At 74.7% G+C, this 21863-nt stretch carries 21 protein-coding genes and 1 riboswitch; of the genes, 11 read left to right on the top strand and 10 right to left on the bottom strand.

Annotated features, from left to right (window positions below):
* Positions 1 to 3: 3 nt before the first annotated feature.
* The 6 genes from ABT092_RS20765 to ABT092_RS20740 all read right to left on the bottom strand — a co-directional run bounded on the left by ABT092_RS20765 (position 4) and on the right by ABT092_RS20740 (position 7359).
* A complete protein-coding gene (locus ABT092_RS20765; protein WP_351245918.1) occupies positions 4 to 1581 on the bottom strand; it encodes a phytoene desaturase family protein in 1578 nt (525 codons plus the stop codon).
* Between the two features lie 65 nt (positions 1582 to 1646).
* Positions 1647 to 3884: a serine/threonine-protein kinase gene (locus ABT092_RS20760; RefSeq protein WP_351245916.1), complete on the bottom strand. Its 2238-nt coding sequence runs from the start codon at positions 3882 to 3884 to the stop codon at positions 1647 to 1649.
* Between the two features lie 133 nt (positions 3885 to 4017).
* Positions 4018 to 4785, bottom strand: coding sequence for a glucose 1-dehydrogenase (locus tag ABT092_RS20755; protein WP_351245914.1), 768 nt, complete (start codon positions 4783 to 4785; stop codon positions 4018 to 4020).
* 82 nt (positions 4786 to 4867) lie between these two features.
* Positions 4868 to 5716 (bottom strand): helix-turn-helix transcriptional regulator, encoded by an 849-nt coding sequence (locus ABT092_RS20750; protein WP_351245912.1) that lies wholly within the window; start codon positions 5714 to 5716, stop codon positions 4868 to 4870.
* A 79-nt stretch (positions 5717 to 5795) separates the two neighbouring features.
* On the bottom strand, positions 5796 to 6521 hold the full coding sequence (locus tag ABT092_RS20745) for a response regulator transcription factor (RefSeq protein WP_351245910.1): 726 nt from the start codon (positions 6519 to 6521) through the stop codon (positions 5796 to 5798).
* A 244-nt stretch (positions 6522 to 6765) separates the two neighbouring features.
* The gene (locus tag ABT092_RS20740; protein WP_351245908.1) at positions 6766 to 7359 is read right to left on the bottom strand and encodes a rhodanese-like domain-containing protein; all 594 of its coding nucleotides are present in this window, start codon (positions 7357 to 7359) and stop codon (positions 6766 to 6768) included.
* Positions 7360 to 7466: 107 nt separating this feature from the next.
* Here ABT092_RS20740 and ABT092_RS20735 point away from each other — a divergent pair, with 107 nt between their 5' ends.
* Positions 7467 to 7748, top strand: a complete 282-nt coding sequence (locus ABT092_RS20735) for a metal-sensitive transcriptional regulator (protein ID WP_351245907.1) — start codon at positions 7467 to 7469, stop codon at positions 7746 to 7748.
* Positions 7749 to 7802: 54 nt separating this feature from the next.
* On the opposite strand, the gene ABT092_RS20730 is transcribed toward ABT092_RS20735, so the two are convergent.
* From ABT092_RS20730 to ABT092_RS20720, 3 genes are all read right to left on the bottom strand, one after another.
* Positions 7803 to 8546 carry a sulfite exporter TauE/SafE family protein gene (locus ABT092_RS20730; protein ID WP_351245905.1) on the bottom strand — a complete coding sequence of 248 codons (744 nt, stop codon included), beginning with the start codon at positions 8544 to 8546 and terminating at the stop codon, positions 7803 to 7805.
* Between the two features lie 124 nt (positions 8547 to 8670).
* A complete protein-coding gene (locus ABT092_RS20725; RefSeq protein ID WP_351245903.1) occupies positions 8671 to 10041 on the bottom strand; it encodes a rhodanese-like domain-containing protein in 1371 nt (456 codons plus the stop codon).
* A gap of 264 nt (positions 10042 to 10305) precedes the next feature.
* Positions 10306 to 11319 carry a ferric reductase-like transmembrane domain-containing protein gene (locus ABT092_RS20720; protein WP_502968472.1) on the bottom strand — a complete coding sequence of 338 codons (1014 nt, stop codon included), beginning with the start codon at positions 11317 to 11319 and terminating at the stop codon, positions 10306 to 10308.
* A 205-nt stretch (positions 11320 to 11524) separates the two neighbouring features.
* Here ABT092_RS20720 and ABT092_RS20715 point away from each other — a divergent pair, with 205 nt between their 5' ends.
* The 7 genes from ABT092_RS20715 to ABT092_RS20685 all read left to right on the top strand — a co-directional run bounded on the left by ABT092_RS20715 (position 11525) and on the right by ABT092_RS20685 (position 17306).
* Positions 11525 to 12190 (top strand): hypothetical protein, encoded by a 666-nt coding sequence (locus ABT092_RS20715; RefSeq protein WP_351245901.1) that lies wholly within the window; start codon positions 11525 to 11527, stop codon positions 12188 to 12190.
* Between the two features lie 83 nt (positions 12191 to 12273).
* Complete coding sequence (locus ABT092_RS20710) at positions 12274 to 12912, top strand: sigma-70 family RNA polymerase sigma factor (RefSeq protein ID WP_351245899.1); 639 nt, start codon at positions 12274 to 12276, stop codon at positions 12910 to 12912.
* Positions 12913 to 13028: 116 nt separating this feature from the next.
* A riboswitch (cobalamin riboswitch) is annotated at positions 13029 to 13205 on the top strand.
* A gap of 44 nt (positions 13206 to 13249) precedes the next feature.
* Positions 13250 to 13636, top strand: a complete 387-nt coding sequence (locus ABT092_RS20705; RefSeq protein ID WP_351245897.1) for a (2Fe-2S) ferredoxin domain-containing protein — start codon at positions 13250 to 13252, stop codon at positions 13634 to 13636.
* Positions 13637 to 13700: 64 nt separating this feature from the next.
* The gene (locus tag ABT092_RS20700; RefSeq protein ID WP_351245895.1) at positions 13701 to 14684 is read left to right on the top strand and encodes an ABC transporter substrate-binding protein; all 984 of its coding nucleotides are present in this window, start codon (positions 13701 to 13703) and stop codon (positions 14682 to 14684) included.
* 98 nt (positions 14685 to 14782) lie between these two features.
* Positions 14783 to 15781, top strand: coding sequence for a FecCD family ABC transporter permease (locus tag ABT092_RS20695; RefSeq protein ID WP_502968471.1), 999 nt, complete (start codon positions 14783 to 14785; stop codon positions 15779 to 15781).
* Positions 15778 to 16605 (top strand): ABC transporter ATP-binding protein, encoded by an 828-nt coding sequence (locus ABT092_RS20690; protein WP_351245893.1) that lies wholly within the window; start codon positions 15778 to 15780, stop codon positions 16603 to 16605. The genes ABT092_RS20695 and ABT092_RS20690 overlap by 4 nt, the downstream gene beginning before the upstream one ends.
* The gene (locus tag ABT092_RS20685) at positions 16602 to 17306 is read left to right on the top strand and encodes a (2Fe-2S)-binding protein (protein ID WP_351245891.1); all 705 of its coding nucleotides are present in this window, start codon (positions 16602 to 16604) and stop codon (positions 17304 to 17306) included. The genes ABT092_RS20690 and ABT092_RS20685 overlap by 4 nt, the downstream gene beginning before the upstream one ends.
* A 5-nt stretch (positions 17307 to 17311) precedes the next feature.
* On the opposite strand, the gene ABT092_RS20680 is transcribed toward ABT092_RS20685, so the two are convergent.
* A complete protein-coding gene (locus ABT092_RS20680) occupies positions 17312 to 19144 on the bottom strand; it encodes an ABC transporter ATP-binding protein (RefSeq protein ID WP_351245889.1) in 1833 nt (610 codons plus the stop codon).
* Positions 19145 to 19210: 66 nt separating this feature from the next.
* On the opposite strand from ABT092_RS20680, the gene ABT092_RS20675 reads away from it, so the two are divergent.
* The 3 genes from ABT092_RS20675 to ABT092_RS20665 all read left to right on the top strand — a co-directional run bounded on the left by ABT092_RS20675 (position 19211) and on the right by ABT092_RS20665 (position 21811).
* A complete protein-coding gene (locus tag ABT092_RS20675) occupies positions 19211 to 19777 on the top strand; it encodes a TetR/AcrR family transcriptional regulator (protein ID WP_351245887.1) in 567 nt (188 codons plus the stop codon).
* A 112-nt stretch (positions 19778 to 19889) separates the two neighbouring features.
* Entirely contained in the window at positions 19890 to 20495 is a 606-nt protein-coding gene (locus tag ABT092_RS20670; RefSeq protein ID WP_351245885.1) for an ArsR/SmtB family transcription factor, read from the top strand.
* On the top strand, positions 20492 to 21811 hold the full coding sequence (locus tag ABT092_RS20665) for an MFS transporter (protein WP_351245883.1): 1320 nt from the start codon (positions 20492 to 20494) through the stop codon (positions 21809 to 21811). The genes ABT092_RS20670 and ABT092_RS20665 overlap by 4 nt, the downstream gene beginning before the upstream one ends.
* Positions 21812 to 21863: the final 52 nt, after the last annotated feature.

The following is a 21863-nucleotide window of genomic DNA, read 5'->3' as shown; positions in this document are numbered from 1 at the left end:
CGGTCAGCGGCCGGCAGCCGACTCCAGCACGGCCATGGCCGCGTTGTGGCCCGGGACCCCGCTGACCCCGCCGCCGCGCACCGCTCCGGCCCCGCACAGCAGGACGTTCGGGTGGGCGGTGGCCACGCCCCACCGGGCGGCGGCGCTCCCCGGGGGCGTTCCGTCGTCGAGGTGGGGGAAGGCGAGGTCCCCGTGGAAGATGTGGCCGCCGGGCAGGCGCAGTTCCCGGTCCAGGTCGAGGGGGGTGCGGGCCTCGATGCAGGGCCGTCCCTCGGCGTCCTCGGCCAGGCAGTCGGCGAGCGGTTCGGCGAGGTGCTCGTCCACGGCGGCCAGGGTGGCGGCGAGGAGCCGCTCGCGGACCGCGGTCGTGCCGTCGAAGAGCCGGGCGGGCGCGTGCAGGCCGAACAGGGTCAGCGTCTGGTAGCCGCGGCGCACCAGTTCGGGCGCGAGGACGGTGGGATCGGTGAGGGAGTGGCAGTACATCTCGGACGGCGGCGTCGTGGGCGGGGTGCCGGCCGCCGCCTCGGTGTACGCGGTGGCCAGCGCGCGGTAGCCCTCGGCGACGTGGAAGGTGCCGGCGAACGCCTCGCGCGGGTCGACCGACCGGTCGCGCAGCGCCGGCAGCCGCCGCAGCAGCATGTTGACCTTGAGCTGGGAGCCTTCGGCGGCGGGCGGGGCGCCCTCGTCGAGGAGGGCGGCCAGTTCCCGGGGGGCGGCGTTGACCAGGACGTGCCGGGCGTCGACCCGGCCCTCGGCCGCGTCGGTGCGGAACGCGACCTCGGCGGTGCGTCCGTCCGTCGCGATCCGGGTGACCTCGTGACCGGTGGCGATCTCGGCGCCGGCCGCGCGGGCGGTGTGCGCCAGCGCGTCGGTGAGGGTGCCCATGCCGCCCACGGGCACGTTCCAGTCGCCGGTGCCGCCGCCGATGACGTGGTAGAGGAAGCAGCGGTTCTGGCGCAGCGAGGGGTCGTGGGCGTCGGTGAAGGTGCCGATCAGGGCGTCCGTGAGCAGCACTCCGCGCACCAGGTCGTCCCGGAACCGTTCTTCGAGGGCGATGCCGAGGGGTTCCTCGAACAGCGACCGCCAGGCGGTGTCGTCGGCGATCCGTGCCCGCAGTCCGTCCCGGGTGGGCAGCGGCTCGGTGAGGGTGGGGAAGACCCGCCGGGCGACGCGTCCGGTCAGGGCGGCGAACTCCTGCCAGGCGGTGTGCTCGCGGTCGTCGCCGGTCAGCCGGGCGAAGGAGGCCCGGGTGCGGGCCGGGTCCCCGCCGACGAGGAGGCCGGTGGGCCGGCCGCCGCGCACGGTCGGGGTGTACGAGGACACCGGCCTCTTCCGCACCGCGAACCGCAGGCCGAGGTCGGCGGCGATCCGCGGCGGGAACAGGCTCACCAGGTAGGCGTAGCGGGACAGCCGCGCGTCCACGCCGGGGAAGGGACGGGTCGACACGGCCGCTCCCCCGGTGCGGGGCAGCCGTTCCAGCACCAGGACGCGCCGGCCCGCCCGGGCCAGGTAGGCGGCGGCGGTGAGGCCGTTGTGCCCACCGCCGACGATCACGGCGTCGTAGTCGGGTTCCGCGGGCATGGGCCCTTGGTAGCACGGCCGCACCGGCGGGGCCAGTGCGCACCGGGTGGAGCCGCGCGTCGCCGTCAGGGCCCGGCGGCGCCCTGGCGCAGGGCGGCGACCTGCCGGTACAGCTCCACCGCCTCGGTGCCCCGCCCCAGTTGCTCCAGGCAGTGCGCCTCGTCGTTGCGGCTGGCGAGGGTGTCGGGGTGGTCGGCGCCCAGCACCCGGGCCCGGGCTTCGGCCACCGTGTGGTACGCGGCCATGGCCTCCTCCCAGTGCCCCAACCAGCCCAGCCCCACGGCCACCTCCCGGCGGCTGGCCAGGGTGTCGGGGTGGTCGCCGCCGAGGGCGTGCTCCCGGATGGTGCACACCTCGCGGGCCTCGCCGAGGGCCTCCTCCCAACGGCCGAGCCGGCCGAGGTTGACTCCGAGCCCGTGCCGGGCCCGCAAGGTCTCGGGGTGGGTGGCGCCCTGCACCCGGGTCCGGTCGGCGATCAGTTCCTTGTACAGCTCCAGGGCCTCGGCGCTGTGGCCGAGACGGCCCAGGCTGATGCCGACCTCGTAGCGGGCGGCGAGGGTGTCGGGGTGGTCGGCGCCCAGGGAACGGGCCCGGGCCCGGGCCACCTCGCGGTAGGTGTCGAGGGCCTCCGTCCACCGACCCAACTGGCCCAGCGCGTAGGCGACTTCGTAGCGGGTGACCAGGGTGTCCGGGTGGTCGGCCCCCAGCACCCGGGTGCGGGCCTCGGCCACCTGGCCGGCCATCCGGTGGGAGTCCTCCAGGCGTCCGAGTCGGCTGAGGTTGAAGGCGAGGTTGTGTCGGCAGCGCAGGGTGTCGGGATGGTCGGCGCCCATGGTGCGCTCGCGCGCGTCGAGGACGGCCGTGTACACCTGGTGGGCGTCGAAGTGGCGGCCGAGTTGCCCGAGGACGTAGGCCGTCTCCTGGCGGGCGGCGAGGGTGTCGGGGTGGTCGGCGCCCAGGACCCGTTCCCGTCCCCGGGTGACCCGCTCGTACTCGCGCAGGGCGTCCGGGGCGCGGCCGGTGCGGCTGAGGGTGAACGCGACCTCGTACCGGCTGGCCAGGGTGTCCGGGTGGTCGGGGCCCAGGGCGTGTTCCCGTTCGGCGGCCACCGAGCGGTGCACCTCCCCCGCCTCGGCCCAGCGTCCGAGCCGGCCGAGGCTCAGCCCCGCGTTGTGCCGGGACACCAGGACGGCCACGGTCTCCGGGGCGGGCGCGGGACGTTCCGGAACGGGGACGGCCCGGGTGCGGCCGGTCGGCGGGCGGGCGATCCACTCGGCGGTCAGTCCGGCGGGCGGGGTCGGGGGGGGGGGGGGGGCAACGCCGGCGGCGGCCATCCGGCCGAAGGTCATGCCGCTGGTCCACGAGGGCAGCGGGCCGGAGCGGTCGGGCTGCGGAGGGTGCCCCTCGGAAGCCGGGGCGGGGCACGAGGTCACCGGGTGGCGGACGGGGCCGCGGCCGTCGCTGAGCCGGTGCGCCAGTTCCCGGGCGTCGCGGGGGCGGGCACCGGGCTCCTTGGCCAGCAGGTCGAGGACGATCGACTCGAAGTGGGCGGGCAGTTCGGCGCGGTGACTGCGGGGCGGCTCGGGCTGGGTGTCGCGGTGCCCGATGAGCACCGCCCAGGCGTCGTCGTGGTCGAACGGCGGGGCGCCGGTGGCGATCTCGTAGAGGACGCAGCCGAGGGAGTACAGGTCGCTGCGCCGGTCGACCTCGGAGCCGACGATCTGCTCCGGCGACATGTAGTGGGGCGTGCCCATGGCGATGCCGGTGTGGGTCAGGCGCGAGGTGCGTCCGGTCCCGTGGCCCTGGCCGAACCGGGCGATGCCGAAGTCGCAGATCTTCACCGTGCCGTCGGCCGTGCGCATGATGTTCGCGGGCTTCAGGTCCCGGTGCACGATGCCCTGTTCGTGGGTGTAGGCGAGGGCCGAGGCCACCTGTTCGGCGATGTCGAGGACCTCGTCGACGGGCAGCGGGTGCGGTCCGTGGTCCGCCAGGAGTTGACTGAGGTTGCGGCCCTCCAGGAGTTCCATCACCAGGAACAGCGAACCGTCCCACTCGCCGAAGTCGTGGACGACGGTCACGCCCCGGTGCTGGAGTCCCGCCGCCACCCGGGCCTCGCGCCGGAACCTCTCCCTGAGCACCCGTGCGTGGGCCGGGTCGTGGTGCGGGCCGAGCGTCTTGAGGCACTTCACGGCCACGGCCCGGCCCAGGGACTCGTCCCTGGCCCGCCACACCTCGCCCATGCCGCCCCGTCCGATCACGTCGACCAGTCGGTAGCGGCCCTGGATCACCCTGGTGTCGGTCATCTCCCGTCGTCGCCCCCGTCGTCTCACCGTCAGCGCCTGTTGGCCCGTCCAGTATGGCGACCCCGACTGGTGCCTGGGTACGGGGCGGGCCGTCGGGCGGCGACGGAACGGGAGGTGAGGAGCGGTCGCGGGGTCAGAGCGCGGCGGGGACGGCGGCCACCAGACCGCCGTCGACGAGCAGGTCCTGACCGTTGACGTAGGCGGCGCGGTCGGAGGCGAGGAAGGCGACGACCTCGGCCACGTCCTCGGCGGTGCCGATGCGGCGGGCGGCGATCTGCGCGGTCACGGCGGCCTCCGTGGCGGGGTCGACCTCCTGACGGTACATCGGCGTGTCGATGTAGCCGGGGCTCACCGTGTTCACCCGGATGCCGCGCGGGCCCAGTTCGGCGGCGAGGGTGCGGGCCAGGCTCTGCACCGCGGCCTTGGTCGCCGAGTACAGCGAGCCGTTGGGCAGCCCGCGGTGGGCGGTCCAGGAGGCGTTGATCACCACCGAGGATCCCGCGCCGAGCAGGGGGAGGGCCCGTTGGACGGTGAAGAAGACGCCCTTCAGGTTGGTTCCGACGACCCGGTCGAACTCGTCCTCGGTGACCTCGGCGGCGGGCTGGAAGGAGGCGACCCCGGCATTGGCGAACAGGACGTCGAGGCTGCCGTGGTGGTCGCGTATCCGGTCGGCGAGGGTCTGGGTGCCGGGGATGTCGGAGGCGTCCTGGCGAACGGTCAGGACCCGGTCGCCGGCGGCCAACCGGTCGGCGGCGGCGTCCAGTCGGGCCTGGTCGCGTCCGGTCAGGACGACCCGGGCCCCCTCGTCCAGCAGGCGGCGGGCGACGGCGAAGCCCATGCCGCTGGCGCCTCCGGTGATGAGCGCGGTCTTGTTCGCGAAACGAGCGGTGTCGGTGGTCATGCGCCCAGCCTCGGGCCGGCCGGGCGGGGCCGGCAGTGCGGGACGAACCTGGTACCGGCACCACCACCCTGGGGCGGAGTCGTCAGTGCGCCCGCGCGGACCGGGCGGCGGCCAGGGCGTCGAGCTTGGCGGCGGTGCCGCTGCCGGGCTGCGGGTTCTGCAGCTCCAGGCGGTGGCCGGGCCACTCGGCGAGGGCGAGGACGGTGGTGTCGAAGACCATGCGGCCCAGTTCCGGGTGGTGTATCGCCTTGACCGCCTGGGTCACCTCGGCCACGTCGTGCCGCGCCCACAGGGCAGCGAACTCGGCGCTCGACGCGCTGAGTTCGTCGACGATCCGACCGAACTCCGGGTCGCCGGGGTGACGTGCGTAGTCGGCGCGGAAGGCCGCGACGACCTCAGGGGCGATCCGTTCCCAGTCGGTGTGCGCGGACCGGTAGCGGCGATTGGTGAAGAAGGTGAACAGACAGTTGTGGTCGGTCGTTTCGTACCCGAAGACCTCCCGGGCCGAGTCGTTGACCACCACCAGGTTCCAGTGCCGGTCCCGCAGGATCGCCGGGCGGGGCGCCCAGGCGTCGATCAGCCCCTGCAACTGGGGGGTGACCTCGGTGCGCACCGGCCCGGCGGCCGGCGGGTTGAGCCCGGCCAGCAGGTACAGGTGGACGCGTTCCGGTCCGCTGAGCCGCAGGGTGCGGGCGACGGCGTCCAGCACCTCGGCGGAGGCGTTGATGTCGCGGCCCTGTTCCAACCAGGTGTACCAGGACACCCCGACGCCGGCCAGGATCGCCACCTCCTCCCGGCGCAGGCCCGGGGTGCGCCGGCGCTCCCCGGGCGGCAGGCCCACGTCCTCGGGGGTCAGCCGCGCCCGACGGGTGCGGAGGAAGTCCCGGAGTTGGGCCCGGCGGCCGTGGGGGGATCGCGTCTCGCTCACCATGCGCCCACGGTAGCAACGCCGGGCGGCCGTCCCCGCTGGTCGGAGGGGGTGCGCCGGGCGGTCGGCGGGGGCCGGCAGCTCAGGCGCGCCCCTGGGCCGCAGGGTGCACGGTGAGGGTGTCCGCTCCCCAGCGCACCTGGCGGTGGCACACCAGTCCGTGGCGGGCCAGGTGGGGGGCGAGGCGTGCCACCCGGGCACGCAGGGCGCGCAGGCTCATCGGGCGGGCCGCGTCCCCGAGCAGCCAGCGCATGTCGTGGCAGCAGAGCGGGGAGCGCACGGCCAGCAGGATGCCCAGCAACAGGGACTGGCTGCGGTAGGGCCGGAGGGGTTCGCGTCGCCCGGGGCCGGGGGCGGGCCCGCGCCGCAGCCAGCGCAGATCGGCTTCGATCCGGGCGGCGAGCGCGCTCTCGGCGCTGTTGCGCCGAAGGACGTTCACGGCACCGGCCGAGAGCAGTGCGGCGTGGTCGACCCGGTGTGCGGTGGCCACGGCGACCGGGGCGAGCAGCCGCAAGGACCTGATCCGTTGGACGAGTTCGGCGCCGGACTCGGGGTGCGGCACGTCCAGCAGGGCGAGCACCCCGGGGGCGCGTCGCAGGTGCTCGTAGCCGCGGTGGTCGCCCCAGCGGCGGACGAGGTACCGGGGCGGGCCCGCCCGGTGCAGCCGGCCGGCCCAGGCGAGGCTGGCGTCGACGTCCGGGGAGACGATGACCACGCCGGGGCCGGCGGTGGGGCGGCGGGGCCGGGGCGGCGGACCGAGCCGGGGCGGCGGGGTGGCGGGGCGACGGGGCGGGTCGATGGTCAGCAAGGCGTCCTCCGTGGGGCTCCGCGCGGGACCGGGTGCCCGGGCCGCCGGGGACGCCCGCCGCCCGGGAGCGCCTCCCTCGTGTCAGCTACCCACCCCCGGGCCCGTCATGCCCGGCGGGCACCGGTCGACGCGCGTCCGGGAGGGCGAACGCACCGGGACCGGGGACCGCGGGGCGCCACCGCGCCCCCGGGCCGGCGCCGGGGATCCGGCGGGCCCGGGGGCGCGTGCGGCGGGAGGGCGGGCGCTACTCGACCGGCGCGCCGGGGGCGCGCAGTGCGTCGCGCGCGGTGTTCAGGTCGCAGGCGCGGGCGCGGTTGTGCGGCAGTCGGGAGAGCACCTGCGCCATTCCGCAGGTGTTGGTGACCGCCGAGAACACCAGTCCGCCGGCTATGCCCGCGGAGACCCAGCGGGCGCCGCCCCAACGGCGGCCGGCGAGCAGCCCGGCGAGGACCATCGAGCCCGCGGCGAGGCGGACCTGGCGCTCCATCGCCCAGACCGCCCGGCCGCCCTCGGGGCGGTCGAGCGCGTATCCGAGGCGCGCCCACTCGGTGGTGCCCCCGGTGAGGGTCGCGGCGCCGAGGCCCTCGGCGGCCAGGGTGGCGCACGCCTGCGCGGAGCGGTTGCCGGAGGCGCACACGATCAGCAGGTCGCCGCGGTCGGCGGCGGCCTGGAGGTCCGGCAGCGCAGCGCGGAGGTCGTCCAGCGGGATGTTCAGGGCCTGCGGGAGGTGGCCGGAAGCGTACTCCCCCGGGGTCCGGACGTCGATCACGGTGAGCGTGTCGATCCGTCGGGCGGCCTGGTCGGGGGTGAGTGCGGAGGTGATGGGGGTTGCCGTCACGGTGTCGTGCCTTCTTCCTGTGCTGGGTGGTGCGGTGAACGGGTGTTTCCGGTGCGCCGCGCCCCTCCGATAGAATACCCGTAGGGGTATAGAGAACGGAGAGTGCCGTGGAGCTGGCTTTGGCGGCCGAGGAACTGAAGACCGTGGTCAACCGACTGCGCAGGGCGCAGGGTCAGATCACGGGAGTGATCAAGATGATCGAGGAGGGCCGGGACTGCGCCGATGTGGTCACCCAGCTCGCCGCGGCCTCCCGGGCCCTGGACCGGGCCGGTTTCGCGATCATCGCGACGGGCCTGGAGCGCTGTCTGACCGACGAGGACATGTCCGAGCCGGAGGACCGGGACCGGATGCGGGCCCGTCTGGAGAAGCTCTTCCTCTCCCTGGCCTGACCGCCGGACCGCCCGGCCCCGCCGCGGGCCGGGCGCGGTGCTCCGTCCGCGCCCTCATCGGAGTGCGTCCACGAGCATCACCAGGGCCACCGTCAGCAGGACGCCGGCGAACACCCGGCGGACCACCGCGTCCGGGAGCTTCGCCCCCAGGCGCTTGCCGTCCCAGGCACCCAGGATCGCCGCGGCGGCGAAGGGCCCGACCACCGCCCAGTCGACCGCGCCCGCGGCGCCCCCGCGGGCGCTCAGGGCGACCAGCGAGTTCGTCGAGACGACCAACAGGCTGGTGGCCACCGCCGCCCGGAGCTCGAAGGCCAGCACTGCCACCAGCGCCGGTACGGCGAGGAACCCGCCGCCCACACCGAGCAGCCCGGTCAGCGCCCCCAGTCCGGCGCCCGCCGCCGCGGCCCGGCCCGGCCGCACGGCGTCCGTCCCGGTCGGGGTTGCGGGGCGCAGCATCCGTACCGCGGCCACGGCCGCGACCAGCGCGAAGGCAGCGGTCAGCAGGGCCGCGGGCAGCCGCGTCGCCAGGATGCCGGCGACCGCTGCGGGGAGCAGTCCGGCCGCGGCGAAGAGGAGTCCCGCGCGCCAGCGGACGGCTCCGGTCCGGGCGTGGGCGTACAGGGCCGTCAGCGAGGTGAGGGAGACCACCAGCAGGCTCGCGGTGGTCGCCTCGGCGGGGGTGAACCCGAGGAGGTAGATCAGTGCGGGGACGGCGATGATCGCGCCCCCGGCGCCCAGGGCGCCGAGCGTGAGCCCCACGGCGCCGCCGGCGGCCAGGGCGAGGAGCAGTTCGTTCATGACGGCCCGCCCCCGTGGACGGCGGCGGCCGCCGCGGCGCGGGGCCCTTGGGGTCGACAGGGGGGACACATGGTGCGCTCCGGATGGTGCTGGTGGTACGGGCAGTGCGGTGGTGCCGGGTCCGTCAGGTGAGTCCGGCCCGGACCGCGGCGTCGAAGCCGTCGTCGACGGCCACCACGGTGCGGCCGGCCGCGTCCAGCAGCGAGGCCGCGATGGCGGCGCGCATGCCGCCCGCGCAGTGCACCCACACCACGCCCGGAGGTATCTCGGCCAGTCGGCCCCGCAACTGGTGCAGGGGGACGTGGACCGCTCCGGTGACGGCGCCCGCGGCGTGCTCGGAGTCCCGGCGGACGTCCAGGACGACCACCGGTTCCGCCGGCGCGGCGGGGTCGGTGGCGGCGCGCAACGCGGCCAGCTCGGCGAAGGTGGCGCGGGGGAAGGTCGCGAGGTCCTCCCCCTGGCGCACCCAGCTGAGGGGGTCGCCGCTGGCCGCGGCGGCGGGCCGGTCGATGCCCACCCGGGCGAGCTCGCGCTGGGCGGCACCGATCTGTTCGGGCGTCTCGGCGAGCAGGGTGACCGGCTTGCCCCAGGGGATCAGCCAGGCGAGGTAGGTGGCGAGCTTGCCGTCGCCCTCGAAGTTCAGCGCCCCGGTGACGTGCCCGCGGGCGAAGGCGACCCGGCTGCGCAGGTCGACCACCCATTCCCCGGCGGCGAGCCGGGCGGCGATCTCGTCCGCGTCGGCGGTGCGCGGCGGGGTGAGGTCGATCGGTGCGGGCCCCGCGGCGTTGGCGGGTCCCATGTGGGCGTAGTACGCGGGGACGTCCTCCAGGTCGGCCAGCAGGGCGGCGACGAAGGTGGCGGCGTCGTGGGTCAGTGCGGCGTTGCCCCGGCGTTCGGCGCCGATGGTGGAGGCGTTGCCGCCGCCCGCGCCCGAGGAGCAGAAGCTGCCGAACCCGTGGGTGGGCAGGACCGGGACGTCGTCGGCGAGGGCGTCGGCCAGTCGGTGCGCGGAGGCGTGCTGGGCACGGGCCAGTTCCTCGGTGAGCCGGGGCTCGACCAGGTCGGGGCGGCCGACTCCGCCGATGAGCAGGGAGCCGCCGGTGAAGGCGGCGACGTCACGGCCGTCCTCGGTCAGCACGTACGAGGTGTGGTGCGGGGTGTGTCCCGGGGTGGCCAGCGCCCGCAGGGTCAGCCCGGTGTCGATCTGCACCGTGTCGCCGTCGTGGACGGGGGTGCGGGCGAAGGAGACCGAGGCGGCGGCGGGCACCAGGTAGTGGGCGCCGCTGACCCGGGCCAGTTCGAGGCCGCCGGTCACGTAGTCGTTGTGCAGGTGGGTCTCGACGACGTGGGTGATCCGCACGTTGCGGCGGGCCGCCACGGCGAGGAGCCGGTCGATGTCGCGCGGCGGGTCGACGGCCACCGCGGTCCGCGGGCCGCCGGCCAGGTAGCTGCGGTTGCCCAGGCCCTCGAAGTCCAGGGTGTCGACGAAGAACACGACTGCACACTCCTCTGCTGTACCCCCCGGGGTATCCATCCCCCTCACCATAACAAATACCCAGGGGGGTATTGAGAGGGGTGAGCGGGCCCGGCCCCGCACCGCTCGGGAACCTGCCGGACGGCGCCCTCCGGACATGCGAAAACCGCTGGTGAGCGCGGTGGAGGAGAGATCCGCGGCCTCGGCGGGGCCGGGCCCGGCCGAAGGGGATCACCCTCCGTCGTCCGCGTTCACCAGCGGTCGGTCGACCGTCGTGAGGGCGGTTCAGTCGTGGTCGGTGTGGCTGGAGGTGGTGTCGGCGGGCGGCCGGACGCGTCCCCCGTCCCGCCCGGTGGCCAGCACGGCCACCAGGGCGACGAGCACCGCGACGACGGTCAGCCGGCCGGTGAACCGCGCCGCCCAGGCCAGCCGCGTCGGCGCCCCCGCACCGGGCCGGCCGAGTCGCTGGGAGCGACGCGCGGGACGCAGCAGTCGCGCCAGGAACAGTGCGGCGACGGGGAGTTGGAGCAGCCAGACGGCGGTGCGGAACCAGCCGTCGTACCAGACGTTCGTTCCGTAGAGCAGGGTGTGCCAGACGCTGAGGACGTAGACCACGAGGACGAAGCGGTGCAGGACCCGCCAGGTCTTGGGTCCGATGCGGTGGCGGACGTAGAAGAGCAGGCCGAGCGGGATGGCGAGGTAGAGGGCCGCCTGCCCGATGGGGATGGCGATCCGGCCGGTGCCCGAGTCGTAGCCGCCGGGGACGAAGGTCTCGACGAAGGCGGTGGCGGTGGCGGCGTACCAGGCGTCGGAGTCGTACCGGATCAGCTCCGCGGCGAACAGCAGGGCGTGCGCCGCGATCAGGGCGATGGTGTTGAGGCTGGTGGTGCGGTGGAGGCGCTCCAGCCGGGCGACGGACCACGGCAGCCGTGCGGGGCGGGGCCCGGACAGCAGCAGCCCGAGGATCACCGTGCCCCAGGCCCAGAGCAGCGCGGACCAGCCGAACGCCTGGCTGAGGAAGTAGAGCCAGAAGGCTCCGGCGTCGGCCATGAACGGCATCACGGTGAGGGTGGAGGAGGTCCCGGCCTTGATGCGGACGTAGATCAGGACGAACACGGCGGCGGTGACCAGCAGGGCCACCGATCCGTCGAGGAAACCGGCCCGCAGGTCGGAACGGAGCGTGACGCGGGGGGCCGATCGGGGCGATCGGGGCGGGACGACTCCGGGAGGGGGGCCGGGCACGTCGGTCGCGGGCGTGGACTCGGCGCCGGGGGCGGCGCGGTCGTGGGGGAGGTTCACGGCAGGAGCTCCGCATCTGTCACGTGCGAGGGGGGAACGTACGGGCGAGCGCACGGCGGTCGCCCAGTGGTCGGACCTGCGGTACGGAAAGTTCCCCACCCGCTCCGGTGACATGGGTCACAGCGCCCGGGTGTCCGGAAACGGACCCGATCGCGCCAACTGTTCCGTCAACTCCCTTGCCCCGGTAGGGCATCCCACTGGCACCATGACCACCATGGGAGCCGGAACCCCACTCCGCTTCGTCCACACGGCGATCCTCGTCGCCGTGTGCGTCGCGGTGTCCGGATTCGGTCACGACCTCGCGTCGGGGGCCTCGCCCGCCCCGGGCGGGTACCTGCTCGCCGTGCCCCCCGTGGCCCTGGTCGGCTGGTGGTTGAGCCGCCGGCCGCGCTCCGCGGGCACGGTGATCGTGGTGAGCTCGGCCGTCCAGCTCGCCCTGCACGCCCTGTTCGGACTGGCCCACGACCCCCCGGACCCGACGCCCGGGCACGGGCCGCACGCGGGCCACGTCATGCCGCCGGGCACCCACGGGATGCCGGCCGGGGAGGGCGCCGCCGCCCTGCACGCGCTGGGGGGCCTGCTCGACGCCCTCGCACCGACCTCCGCCATGACTGGCGCCCACGCACTGGCGGGCGCGGTGTGCGGCTGGTGGCTGTGGCGCGGCGAGCGCTCCCTCGCCCAACTGGGGCAGGCCCTGGACCTGTTCCTCAGCGGGCTGCTGCGGTTCGCGGTGGCGGTCCTGGGCGGCGCCCGCCCGCTCCCGGCGCCTCCGTCGGGCACCACGGAGCGCGCCACCCGCGACCGGCTCCCGTCCCCGCTGGACCTGCTGCGCGCGGTGCCGCGCCGCGGCCCGCCGTCCTTCGCGCGCTGACGCTTCCGTCAGCTTTTGCCTTTCCGACTTTTCGCTTTTCTCACCTTTGCCGGAAATATTCCGGATGCGAAGGATGATTTGTCATGCCCTATTCACAACAGAACGGCTCGGGGCGCACCGCGCGCCGCGGCACCGCGGCCGACCGCTACGCCCACCGGGACGCGGAGATCACCACCTGGGCCCTGGCCGCCGGGCTCGGCGACCAGCGCGCCGCCGAACTCTTCGTGCACGCCACCTACGACGACGTGCGGCGGTTCGTCGCCCACCTCACCACGGACGTGCCCGGGGCCGAGGACCTGGCACAGGAGACCTTCCTGCGCGCGCTCACCAGCCTCGGCGGCTTCGCCGGCCGGTCCTGCGCCCGCACCTGGCTGCTCTCGATCGCCCGCCGGGTCGTGGTGGACCGGCTGCGCCGGGCCTCCGCCCGACCCCGGATCGCCGACACCGCCGACTGGCTGGCGGCGGCGGAACGCGCCCAACCCCGTCAACTGCCCGGCTTCGAGGAGTCGGTGGCCTTCATGGACGCCCTCGAAGCGCTGGAGCCCGGACGGCGGCAGGCGTTCGTCCTGACCCGGTTGCTGGGCTGGTCGTACGCGGACGCCGCCGAGGCCCTCGGCTGCCCGATCGGAACCATCCGGTCCAGGGTGGCCCGGGCCCGCCGGGACCTCGCCGACAGTTGGTCGGAGCGGCCCGCCGCAGAGGCGGCGCTCGTCGCGGCCTGACCCCCGCTCGTCGGTGCGGACGGTGGCCCCGTCCGCACCGACGGACCCGACTCCCCGTCGGACGCCCGTGTGACCTGCACGGCAACCGCGCCCTGGGCATACGCACCACGGCCCGGGTCTGTCATGATGGCGCGGAAAGGCGACGGCGGAACGAGGAAACCGGTGCGAATCCGGTGCGGTCCCGCCACTGTGATCGGCGAGCGGACCCCGAACGGCCCACTGCCCCTGTGCGGGTGGGAAGGGCGGGGCGAGCGGTGACCCGAGAGCCAGGAGACTCACGCGGTCGCCTCCTCGACAGAACTGGGGCGGATCTCCCCAGAGGGGAGGATGAGTCGGGATGCCCGAAGGGCAACGGTCCGACGATCCGGTGCCGTGCCGGGTCGTGGTGTGCCGGGACTGCTGCTGCGGCAGCGCCAAGGTGCCCGCAGACCACGCCGCGCAACTCGCGCGGTTCCAGGCGCGGACATCGGTGACGGTCTCCGCCTGCCTGGACGTGTGCGACCAGGCCAATGTGGTCGTGGTCCGCCCGTCCGCCGCCGGCCGCGCGGCCGGCGGACGTCCCGTCTGGCTGGGTCTGGTCAACGACCCCGCGGCCACCGAGGACATCGTCTCCTGGGTGCGGGCCGGCGGGCCGGGGATCGTTCCCCTGCCGGAGATCCTCGACCTGTACGTCTTCGCTCCGCCGCGTCGAGTGAGCACCACGCCCTCCGTCGACGTGCGCTGAACCAACGAACCGATCGCGGGCACGGCGCATCCTGCCGTGACGCGGTGAGAGGACCGACTCCACCATGGCCAAACGCTCCCTGTCCCTGCTGGCCGCAGCCGTCTTCCTGATATCCGGCTGCGGCAGCGGCGGCGGTGACGACGGGAAGGACCGCGCGGCGGGCGACGCCCCCGAGGGCTTCCCCGTCACCCTCACCAACTGCGGGGTGAAGACGACCTACGAGCGTCCGCCGAAGCGCGCGGTCACCCTCAACCAGCACGTCACCGAGATCCTGCTGGCGCTCGGGCTGGAGAAGTCCATGGTCGGCACCGCCTACCTGGACGACGAGATCCTGCCCGAGTACGCCGAGGCGTACCGCGGCATCGAGGTCATCTCGGACGAGTACCCCTCCTTCGAGAACATCCTCGCCGCCGAACCCGACTTCGCCTACGCCGGCTTCTCCAGCGCCTTCGACGAGAAGGAGGGGCGCGGGCGCGAGGCGCTGGCCAAGGCCGGCGTCAACTCCTACGTGAACGTGGAGGAGTGTCCGCCCGGGCCGATGAGCATGGAACTGATCGAGACCGAACTGCGCACCCTCGGCAAGGTGTTCGGGGTACCGGACCGTGCCGACCGGGAGATCGAGAAGGTCCGCACGGCCCTCAAGGACGTCGAGGAGAAGCTGGGCGACACCGAGCCGGTCGAGGTCTTCGTCTACGACAGCGGCGACAAGACCGCCTTCACCGCCGGCGGCGCGGGCATCGGCAACGAGATGATCGAACAGGCCGGCGGGCAGAACGTCTTCGCCGACCTGGACAAGCAGTTCGGTGACGTCTCGTTCGAGCAGGTCGCCGAGCGGGCCCCGGAAGCGATCGTCATCTACGACTACGGGGACACGAGCGTCGCCCAGAAGAAGAAGTTCCTGCTGGCCAACCCCGCGCTGAAGGACGTCCCGGCCATCAAGAACGAGCGGTTCGCGGTCCTGCCGCTCTCCTCCACGGTCCTCGGCGTCCGGGTGCCGGCGGGCGTGGACGGACTCGCCCGGCAACTGCACCCGGCCCGCTTCCGGTGACGGGCGCCCCCCGCGCGGACACCGACCCGGTGAACCGGGGGGCCGGGCCCGCCCCGGCCCCCGCCCGGGCGCGCCGCGCCCGACTTCCCTTTCCGGTGGTGCTCCTGCTGTTGGCCGCCGCGGTGGTGGTGACCGCCACCGCGGGCATCGCCATCGGCTCGGTGTCGGTGCCCGCAGGCCAGGTCTGGGGCATCCTGGCGCACCAGGTGCACCCGGGCCTCGCCGAGGCCACCTGGTCCCCGGTGCGGGAGACCATCGTCCTGGACGTGCGGCTGCCGCGGGTGCTGCTCTGCGCGGTGGTCGGCGCCGGCCTCGCAGTGGCCGGCATGGCCCTCCAGGCCCTGGTGCGCAATCCGCTCGCCGACCCGATGCTGTTGGGCGTCTCCTCGGGCGCCTCGGTCGGCGCGGTGCTGGTCCTGGTGCTGAACATCACCGTGTTCGGGCTGGTGACCCTGCCCGTGGCGGCCTTCGCCGGGGCGCTCGCCGCGCTGGTCGCGGTGTACTTCCTGGCCCGCTCCGGCGGGCGGATGACCACCCTGCGCCTGGTACTGGCCGGGGTCGCCATGGCGGAGGTGCTGTCGGCGCTGGCCAGCTTCCTGATCGTCACCTCGAACGACCCGCACAAGACCCAGTCCGCCCTGCGCTGGATGCTCGGCGGACTCGCCGGCACCACCTGGTCGATGCTGTGGATACCCGCCGTGGTGGTGCTCGCCGGCACGGCGGTGCTGCTGGGGGTGAGCCGTCCGCTGAACCTGCTGCTCAGCGGGGAGGAGGCGGCGACGGCGCTGGGGCTGGACGTGCACCGCTTCCGGGCGTCGATGTTCACCGTGGTGGCGCTGATGATCGGCACCATGGTGGCGGTGAGCGGTCAGATCGGCTTCGTCGGCCTGATCATGCCGCACGTGGTGCGGCTGCTGGTGGGCGCCGACCACCGCCGGGCGCTGCCCGCCGCCGCGCTGTTGGGCGCCGCGTTCCTGATCGCGGCGGACCTCGCGGCGCGGACCCTGATGAGTCCCGAGGAGGTCCCGGTGGGGATCCTCACCGCCCTGGTGGGCGGGCCGTTCTTCCTGTGGCTGATGAGAAGGAGGACAACGTGACGCGGACGCCCGAGGGCACGACGGCGCCGGGAGCCCTGGACATCGAGGACGTGACGGTCACCGTGGGCGGCCGGGACCTGGTCCACGGGGTGTCCCTCCGGGTGGCTCCGGGCGAGGTGCTCGGGCTCGCCGGCCCCAACGGCGCCGGGAAGTCGACGCTGCTGCGCACCGTCTACCGGACCCAACGCCCCACCACGGGAAGGGTGTTGCTGGACGGCGAGGACGTCTGGCGACTGCCCGGCAAGCAGGTGGCACGGCGGCTGGCCGCGGTGCTCCAGGAGAGCGCCGGTGACTTCGACCTGACCGTGTACGACGTGGTGGCGATGGGCCGCACCCCCCACAAACGGGCGTTCGCGGGCGACGACGCCCACGACCGGGCCGTGATCACCCACGCCCTGACCCGGCTCGACGTGGTCGAACTCGCCGACGCCCCGTTCCAGCACCTGTCCGGCGGCGAGAAGCAACGCGTGTTGATCGCCCGGGCGTTGGCCCAGCAGTGCGGGACCATGGTGTGGGACGAGCCGACCAACCACCTCGATCTGCGCCACCAGTTGGACGTGCTGACCCTGGTCCGGCGGTTCGGCGCCACCGCGGTCGTCGCCCTGCACGACCTCAACCTGGCCGCCGCCTTCTGCGACCGGCTGTGCGTCCTGGCCGCGGGGCGGGTGGTCGCGCTCGGCCCCCCGGCCGAGGTCCTCACCCCCGAACTGCTCTCCTCGGTGTACCGGGTGGACGCCGAGGTGGGCGCCCACCCGCGTACCGGCACGCCCTACGTCACCCTGCTCACCGGGGACGACGGGCCGGCGAAGCTCCCCCGTCGATGACCGGGGGGCGACCGGGCTCCCCCGCCCCCGAGGCGGAGGTGGCCGCCGCGCTGCACGACGTGGCGGGGATCAACGGGTTCTTCGCGGTCCGGATCGGTGGACCTGACACGGGCTGGCAGCCGATCGACCGGGCGTACGCCCGGGGCCTGTCCCACCTGGTGGCAGCGGTGGCGGCCCGGCACCGCAGCGAGGAGCTGCGGGTGGCCGTGTCGATCGCCCACCTCGGGCACGCCGCCCGGCTGTGGTCGCCGGTCCTGGCCTGCGCGGTGCTGCACGGCATCGTGCCCGAACTCTCCGCCCTCCAGCACTCCGACCGCGATGCGACGCTCCGGCTCCCCCGGGCCGCGGGACGGTACGCGGCCCCGCTCCCCCGGCTCGCCGACCAACTCCACGACGCGGTGGTGACGGGGCGGTTGGAGGTGCTGCGGGCCGGGCTCCCGGCGAAGGTGGCCCCCCGGCTGCTGGACGGCAACTCCGCCTCGGCGCTGGTCGAGGCGGGTCGGGCGGTCCTGGTGGCCCGCCCGGAGGCGCGCGGGCGGCTGGTGCCGTTGGTGGAGCGGTTGCTGAGCACCGGGCGGCTGGCCGGAACGGGCACGATCACCGGAGACGACCTCGCCTTCCGGCGCCGCAGTTGCTGTCTGTACTACCGGGCGCCGGCCGGCGCCAAGTGCGGGGACTGCGGACTGGCCGACCGTCCCTGACCCCGTCAGCGCACCGCCTCGGGCGGGGCGCCCGGGGCGTTCATGTGCAGGGCCTCGACCAGGTCGCGGTAGAGCCGGTCGGTGCGCAGGAGTTCCCGGTGGGTGCCGGCGGCCCGGACCGCGCCGTCCTCCATGACGACGATCCGGTCGGCGCCCACCACCGTGGAGAGGCGGTGGGCGATGGAGACGACGGCGGCCCGGTCGGCCTGGGCCCGGACCCGCTCGGTGACGGCGGCCTCCGTGAGCGCGTCGATCTGGGCGGTGGCCTCGTCCAGCAGCAGGACGTCCGGCGCGCCCAGCAGGGCCCGGGCGAGGGCGATGCGCTGGCGCTGACCGCCGGAGAGGGTGCCGGGCATCAGCACCGTGTCCAGCCCCTCGGGCAGGGCGCGGACGTGATCGCCGAGCCGGACGTCGTCCAGCGCCCGGTACAGCTCCGCCTCGGTCGCCTCGGGGTGGGCGAGCAGCATGTTGTCGCGGACCGAGCCGGGGACGAGCGGGGTGTCCTGCTCGACGTAGGCGAAGTGCCGACGGACGCGGTCCGGCGGGAGGTCGGCGTAGTCGGTGCCGTGCAGGTGCAGGGTGCCCGTCTCGGGGTGGACGAACCGCAGCAGCAGGGAGAAGAGGGTGGTCTTGCCCGCCCCGGACGGGCCGACGATCGCCGTGTGGCCCCGGGCCGGGAGGTCCAGGTCCAGTGCGCGTATCGCCGGCTCGGCGCCGGGGACGTAGCGGACGAAGACGTTCCGCACCTCGATCAGGGGGGCGGTGTCCGGGCGGGCGCGGGGCGCGGGCACGACGGTGGCGGCGGCCGGGGCAGCGGCTTCGAGGGGGAGGTCCTCCACCTCTCGGATGCGGGCCGCGGCGGCGATGCCCGACTGCACCGCGGTGACGTGGGTGGAGAGTTCGGTGACCGGGCCCATCAGACCGAAGGTGTAGAGGAGGAAGGCGATCAGGCTGGAGACCTCCAGGGCTCCGGTGGAGACCCGCCAGGCGCCGAGGCCGAGGATGCCGATGACGGCGAGTTGGATGCCTCCGTAGGCGACGGACCAGGCCACCGCCTCGCGCCGGACGGCGTTGACCCCGTGGTCGGCGGCGGTGCGGGCGTCCCCGAGGATGTGCTCGGCGATGCGCTCCTCAGCACGGGCCGCCTTGACGGTCCGCAGGGCGCGCAGGGCGCCTTCGAGGGCGCCGCCCATGCGACCGAGGGCGGCCTGGGCCTTCTCCTGCTCGGTGGCGATGCGCGGCATCAGCAGCAGGAAGACCACGGCGATCGCGAGGACGGAGCCCACGGTGACGCCGAGCAGCACCAGGTCGAGGACGCCCATCAGCGCCAGGGTGCCGACCAGGAGCACCGCGCCGTTGATCAGGCCGACGACGCTGGAGGAGGCGGCCTCGCGGAGCAGGACGGTGTCGGAGGTGACCCGGGTGGCGAGTTCTCCGGTGGGCCGGGCGGCGAGCGGGAGCAGGGCGGCCCGGAAGTAGCGGCGGACGACGGTCTCGCGCGCGTCCAGCACGATCCGTTCGGCGACGGTGCCGAGCAGGACGCCCTGCCACAGGCCGACGGCCGCGCCCACCACGAGCAGGACGAGCAGGGCGGTGATCGGCCAGGCGAGCCGGACGTCCCCGGTGAGCGAGTCCAGCACCAGCTTGGTGGTCAGGGGGGTGGCCAGTTCCATCGCGGAACCGAGCAGGGCGAGCGCCAGCCCGAGGCCGAGCCGGCCGCGGTGCGGGCGGGCGAAGCCCCACAGGACGCGCAGCCGGGCGAACCGGGCGCCCGGCGGACCGGGTGGGGGGCCTTCGGGCACCGTGGTGGCACCCTCTCCAGAAAATCGGTCACTCATGACCCGAATAAGAGCATGCATCAACCAGAAAGGGCAATCAAATACCCGCACCACTACACTGACGAGGTGCTGAAGCAGATGCCGCCGGAGGAGTCCCGCACCCGGTCACGGACCCGCCGGGCGATCCTCGACGCCGCCGTTCGGGTCCTCAGCGAGGACCGTTCCGCACCGATGGGCCGGGTGGCCGACGCCGCCGGGGTGGCACGGAGCACCCTCCAGCGCTACTTCGCCGACCGCACCGCCCTGCTGGAGGCGCTGTCCGCGTACGCGTCCGACCGGATCGACGAGGCCACCCAGCGGGCCCGGACCGAAGAAGGACCGCCGCTGGAGGCCCTGGGGCGCCTGGTCCAGGAGTTGTTCGACCTCGGGGACGTCGTGATGCTGGTCAGCGCCGACTGGGAGGACGAGCAGGGGGAGCCGGATTCGGCGACCGACCGGGCCCTGCACGACCTGCTGGGCCGCGCACGGGCCGCCGGGGACCTGGACCCCCGCCTCACCGACGCCTGGATCGAGCAGCTCCTGTGGGCCACCCTCTACACCGCGTGGACGCACGTCCGCGACCACGACGCCCCCAAGCACGACTCGTTGGCCGCCTGCCTCCTCTCGCTGACCAAGATGGTCCGCGCGGCGTAGCCCCCGGCACCGCTCCCCCGCGCGACCAACGGGGCGAGCCCCTTCCCATTTTGCCAAAAATATTCTGCAAAAATAATTTGGCAAAGCCCTGAGGGCGTCCTACGCTCGCCGCATGACCCCCGACGAGCACCGCCGCGTCCTCGACCCCGCCACCGATGCCGCCGCGCTCAAGGCCCTCACCCACCCGCTGCGCGTCCGGCTGCTCGGCCTGCTGCGGCAACACGGGCCCGCCACCGCCAGCGAACTCGCCGCCCGCACCGGGGAGACCTCCGCCTCCACCAGCTACCACCTGCGGGTCCTCGCCCAGTACGCCTTCGTCACCGAGGCCGAACACCGGGACGGGCGGGAGCGCCGCTGGCGCTCGGTGCACGCCCTCACCAGTTGGAACAACGCCGCCATGGCCGCCTCCCCGGCCGGACGGGCAGCGGTCGGCGCCCTGCGCCGCCGACAGGTGGAACACCTGGGCACCGCACTGGCACAGCACGAGGAGGACGTGGCCGCCGGACGCCTGGGCGAGGAGTGGCACGAGCCCTCCGGCATCAGCGACCTCCTGCACCGGCTCACCCCGGAGTCGGTGACCGAACTCCAACAGGTGTACGAGCAGCGGCTCGCGGAGCTCGCTGCGCGGGACGCCGGAGACCCCCGCGCCCGACAGGTCGTCCTGGTCACCGCGGCGCTCCCGCTCGCCCCGGAACCCGTGAGCGGTGAGGGGGCGTGAGCCCCCCACCGGACGCCGGCACACCGGGGGTCGGCCCCCGTACCGCCCGCCGCCGCTACGCCACGGCCTGTGCGCTCTTCTGGCTGCCGGTCGGCCTGACCATCGCCCCGCTCCTGCTGCTGTTCACCGAACGCGGTGCGACGCTGCCGACCGTCGCCGCCCTGTTCGCCGTGCACTCCCTCACCACCGTGGCGCTCGAACTGCCCACCGGAGGGCTGTCCGACGTCATCGGGCGCCGCGGGGTGCTCACCGCGGCGGGCGTCCTCAACGCCGCCGCCTTCACCCTCCTGGCCCTGGGCGCCCACACCTGGGTGCTCGCCACCGGCATGGCGCTGATGGGGGCCGGGCGGGCGCTCTCCAGCGGCCCCGCCGAAGCCTGGTACGTGGACGCGGTGCAGGCACGGCAGGGGCCGGGCGCCGAACTGCGCACCGGACTGGCCCGCGGCAGTGCCGCGGGCTCCGCGGCGCTCGCCGTGGGGACCCTGCTCGGCGGATTGCTGCCCTGGCTGCTGGCCGGCCCCGCCGCGGCGTTCTCCCCGGTGCTTCCGTTGTCCGCGCCGCCGCTGCTGGGGGCCCTCGCCGCCCTGCTGTACGCGGGGTACGCGCTGCTGGCGCTCCGCGAGGCGCCACGGGCAGCGGTGTCGCCCTCCGCGGTGCTGCGGGGCGTGCCCGCGACCGTGGTCGACGGCCTGCGGCTGGGGGTCTCCGGCAGCCTGGTCCGACGGGTGCTGCTGACCTCGGCGGCCATCGGGGGCGCCCTGGCGGCGGTGGAGTTGCTCACCCCGGGTCGGGTGGCGGTGCTGACGGGAACCGTCGAATCGGGCGCGGCGCTGTTCGCCGGACTCGCCTGTGCGGGATACGCGTGTTCCGCCCTGGGCAACCAGCTCGCACCGCGCGTCGCCCGACTGACCGGGGGGAGCGCCCGGGCGGTGCGCGCCGCCCTGGCGGTCGGCGGCGGCGGGCTCTTCCTGCTGGGGGCGACCGCCGGGTCCTCGGGTCCGCCGGGGTGGGCGCTGGGCGCCGTGGGCTACGGACTGCTGTACCTGGGGCTGGGGGCGGCCGGCCCCAACCAGAACGACCTGCTGCACCGGGTGGTGCCCTCCTCGCGGCGGGCGACGGCCCTCTCCGTGCAGTCGTTGGCCCTGCAACTGGCGGGCGCGCTCGTCGGACTCGTGGTGGCTCCGCTGGCCTGGGCGCCGTTGCCCTGGTGGGTCGCCGCGGCACCCCTGCTGGTGGTCGCCCTGCTGTGGCGGGCCGGTGCAGCCACCCGAACGGGTTACGACATTCGGCCGCGGGTACGTACCCCTTCTCCCTGACGCCTTCGATACTGGAACCGACCCGCACGATCGGGGCAGCCGCTCGCACGGC

The sequence above is a fragment of the Streptomyces sp. NPDC002490 genome (assembly GCF_040296045.1).
GTDB lineage: Bacteria > Actinomycetota > Actinomycetes > Streptomycetales > Streptomycetaceae > Streptomyces.
This window is presented reverse-complemented; position numbering and strand designations above follow the sequence as displayed.

Bases quoted from the DNA above. Each gene is read 5' to 3' on its own strand.
- ABT092_RS20765 (WP_351245918.1), bottom strand. From the start codon at position 1,581: ATGCCCGCGGAACCCGACTACGACGCCGTGATCGTCGGCGGTGGGCAC.
- ABT092_RS20760 (WP_351245916.1), bottom strand. From the start codon at position 3,884: ATGACCGACACCAGGGTGATCCAGGGCCGCTACCGACTGGTCGACGTG.
- ABT092_RS20755 (WP_351245914.1), bottom strand. From the start codon at position 4,785: ATGACCACCGACACCGCTCGTTTCGCGAACAAGACCGCGCTCATCACC.
- ABT092_RS20750 (WP_351245912.1), bottom strand. From the start codon at position 5,716: ATGGTGAGCGAGACGCGATCCCCCCACGGCCGCCGGGCCCAACTCCGG.
- ABT092_RS20730 (WP_351245905.1), bottom strand. From the start codon at position 8,546: ATGAACGAACTGCTCCTCGCCCTGGCCGCCGGCGGCGCCGTGGGGCTC.
- ABT092_RS20715 (WP_351245901.1), top strand. From the start codon at position 11,525: ATGACCACCATGGGAGCCGGAACCCCACTCCGCTTCGTCCACACGGCG.
- ABT092_RS20710 (WP_351245899.1), top strand. From the start codon at position 12,274: ATGCCCTATTCACAACAGAACGGCTCGGGGCGCACCGCGCGCCGCGGC.
- ABT092_RS20705 (WP_351245897.1), top strand. From the start codon at position 13,250: ATGCCCGAAGGGCAACGGTCCGACGATCCGGTGCCGTGCCGGGTCGTG.
- ABT092_RS20700 (WP_351245895.1), top strand. From the start codon at position 13,701: ATGGCCAAACGCTCCCTGTCCCTGCTGGCCGCAGCCGTCTTCCTGATA.
- ABT092_RS20685 (WP_351245891.1), top strand. From the start codon at position 16,602: ATGACCGGGGGGCGACCGGGCTCCCCCGCCCCCGAGGCGGAGGTGGCC.
- ABT092_RS20680 (WP_351245889.1), bottom strand. From the start codon at position 19,144: ATGAGTGACCGATTTTCTGGAGAGGGTGCCACCACGGTGCCCGAAGGC.
- ABT092_RS20670 (WP_351245885.1), top strand. From the start codon at position 19,890: ATGACCCCCGACGAGCACCGCCGCGTCCTCGACCCCGCCACCGATGCC.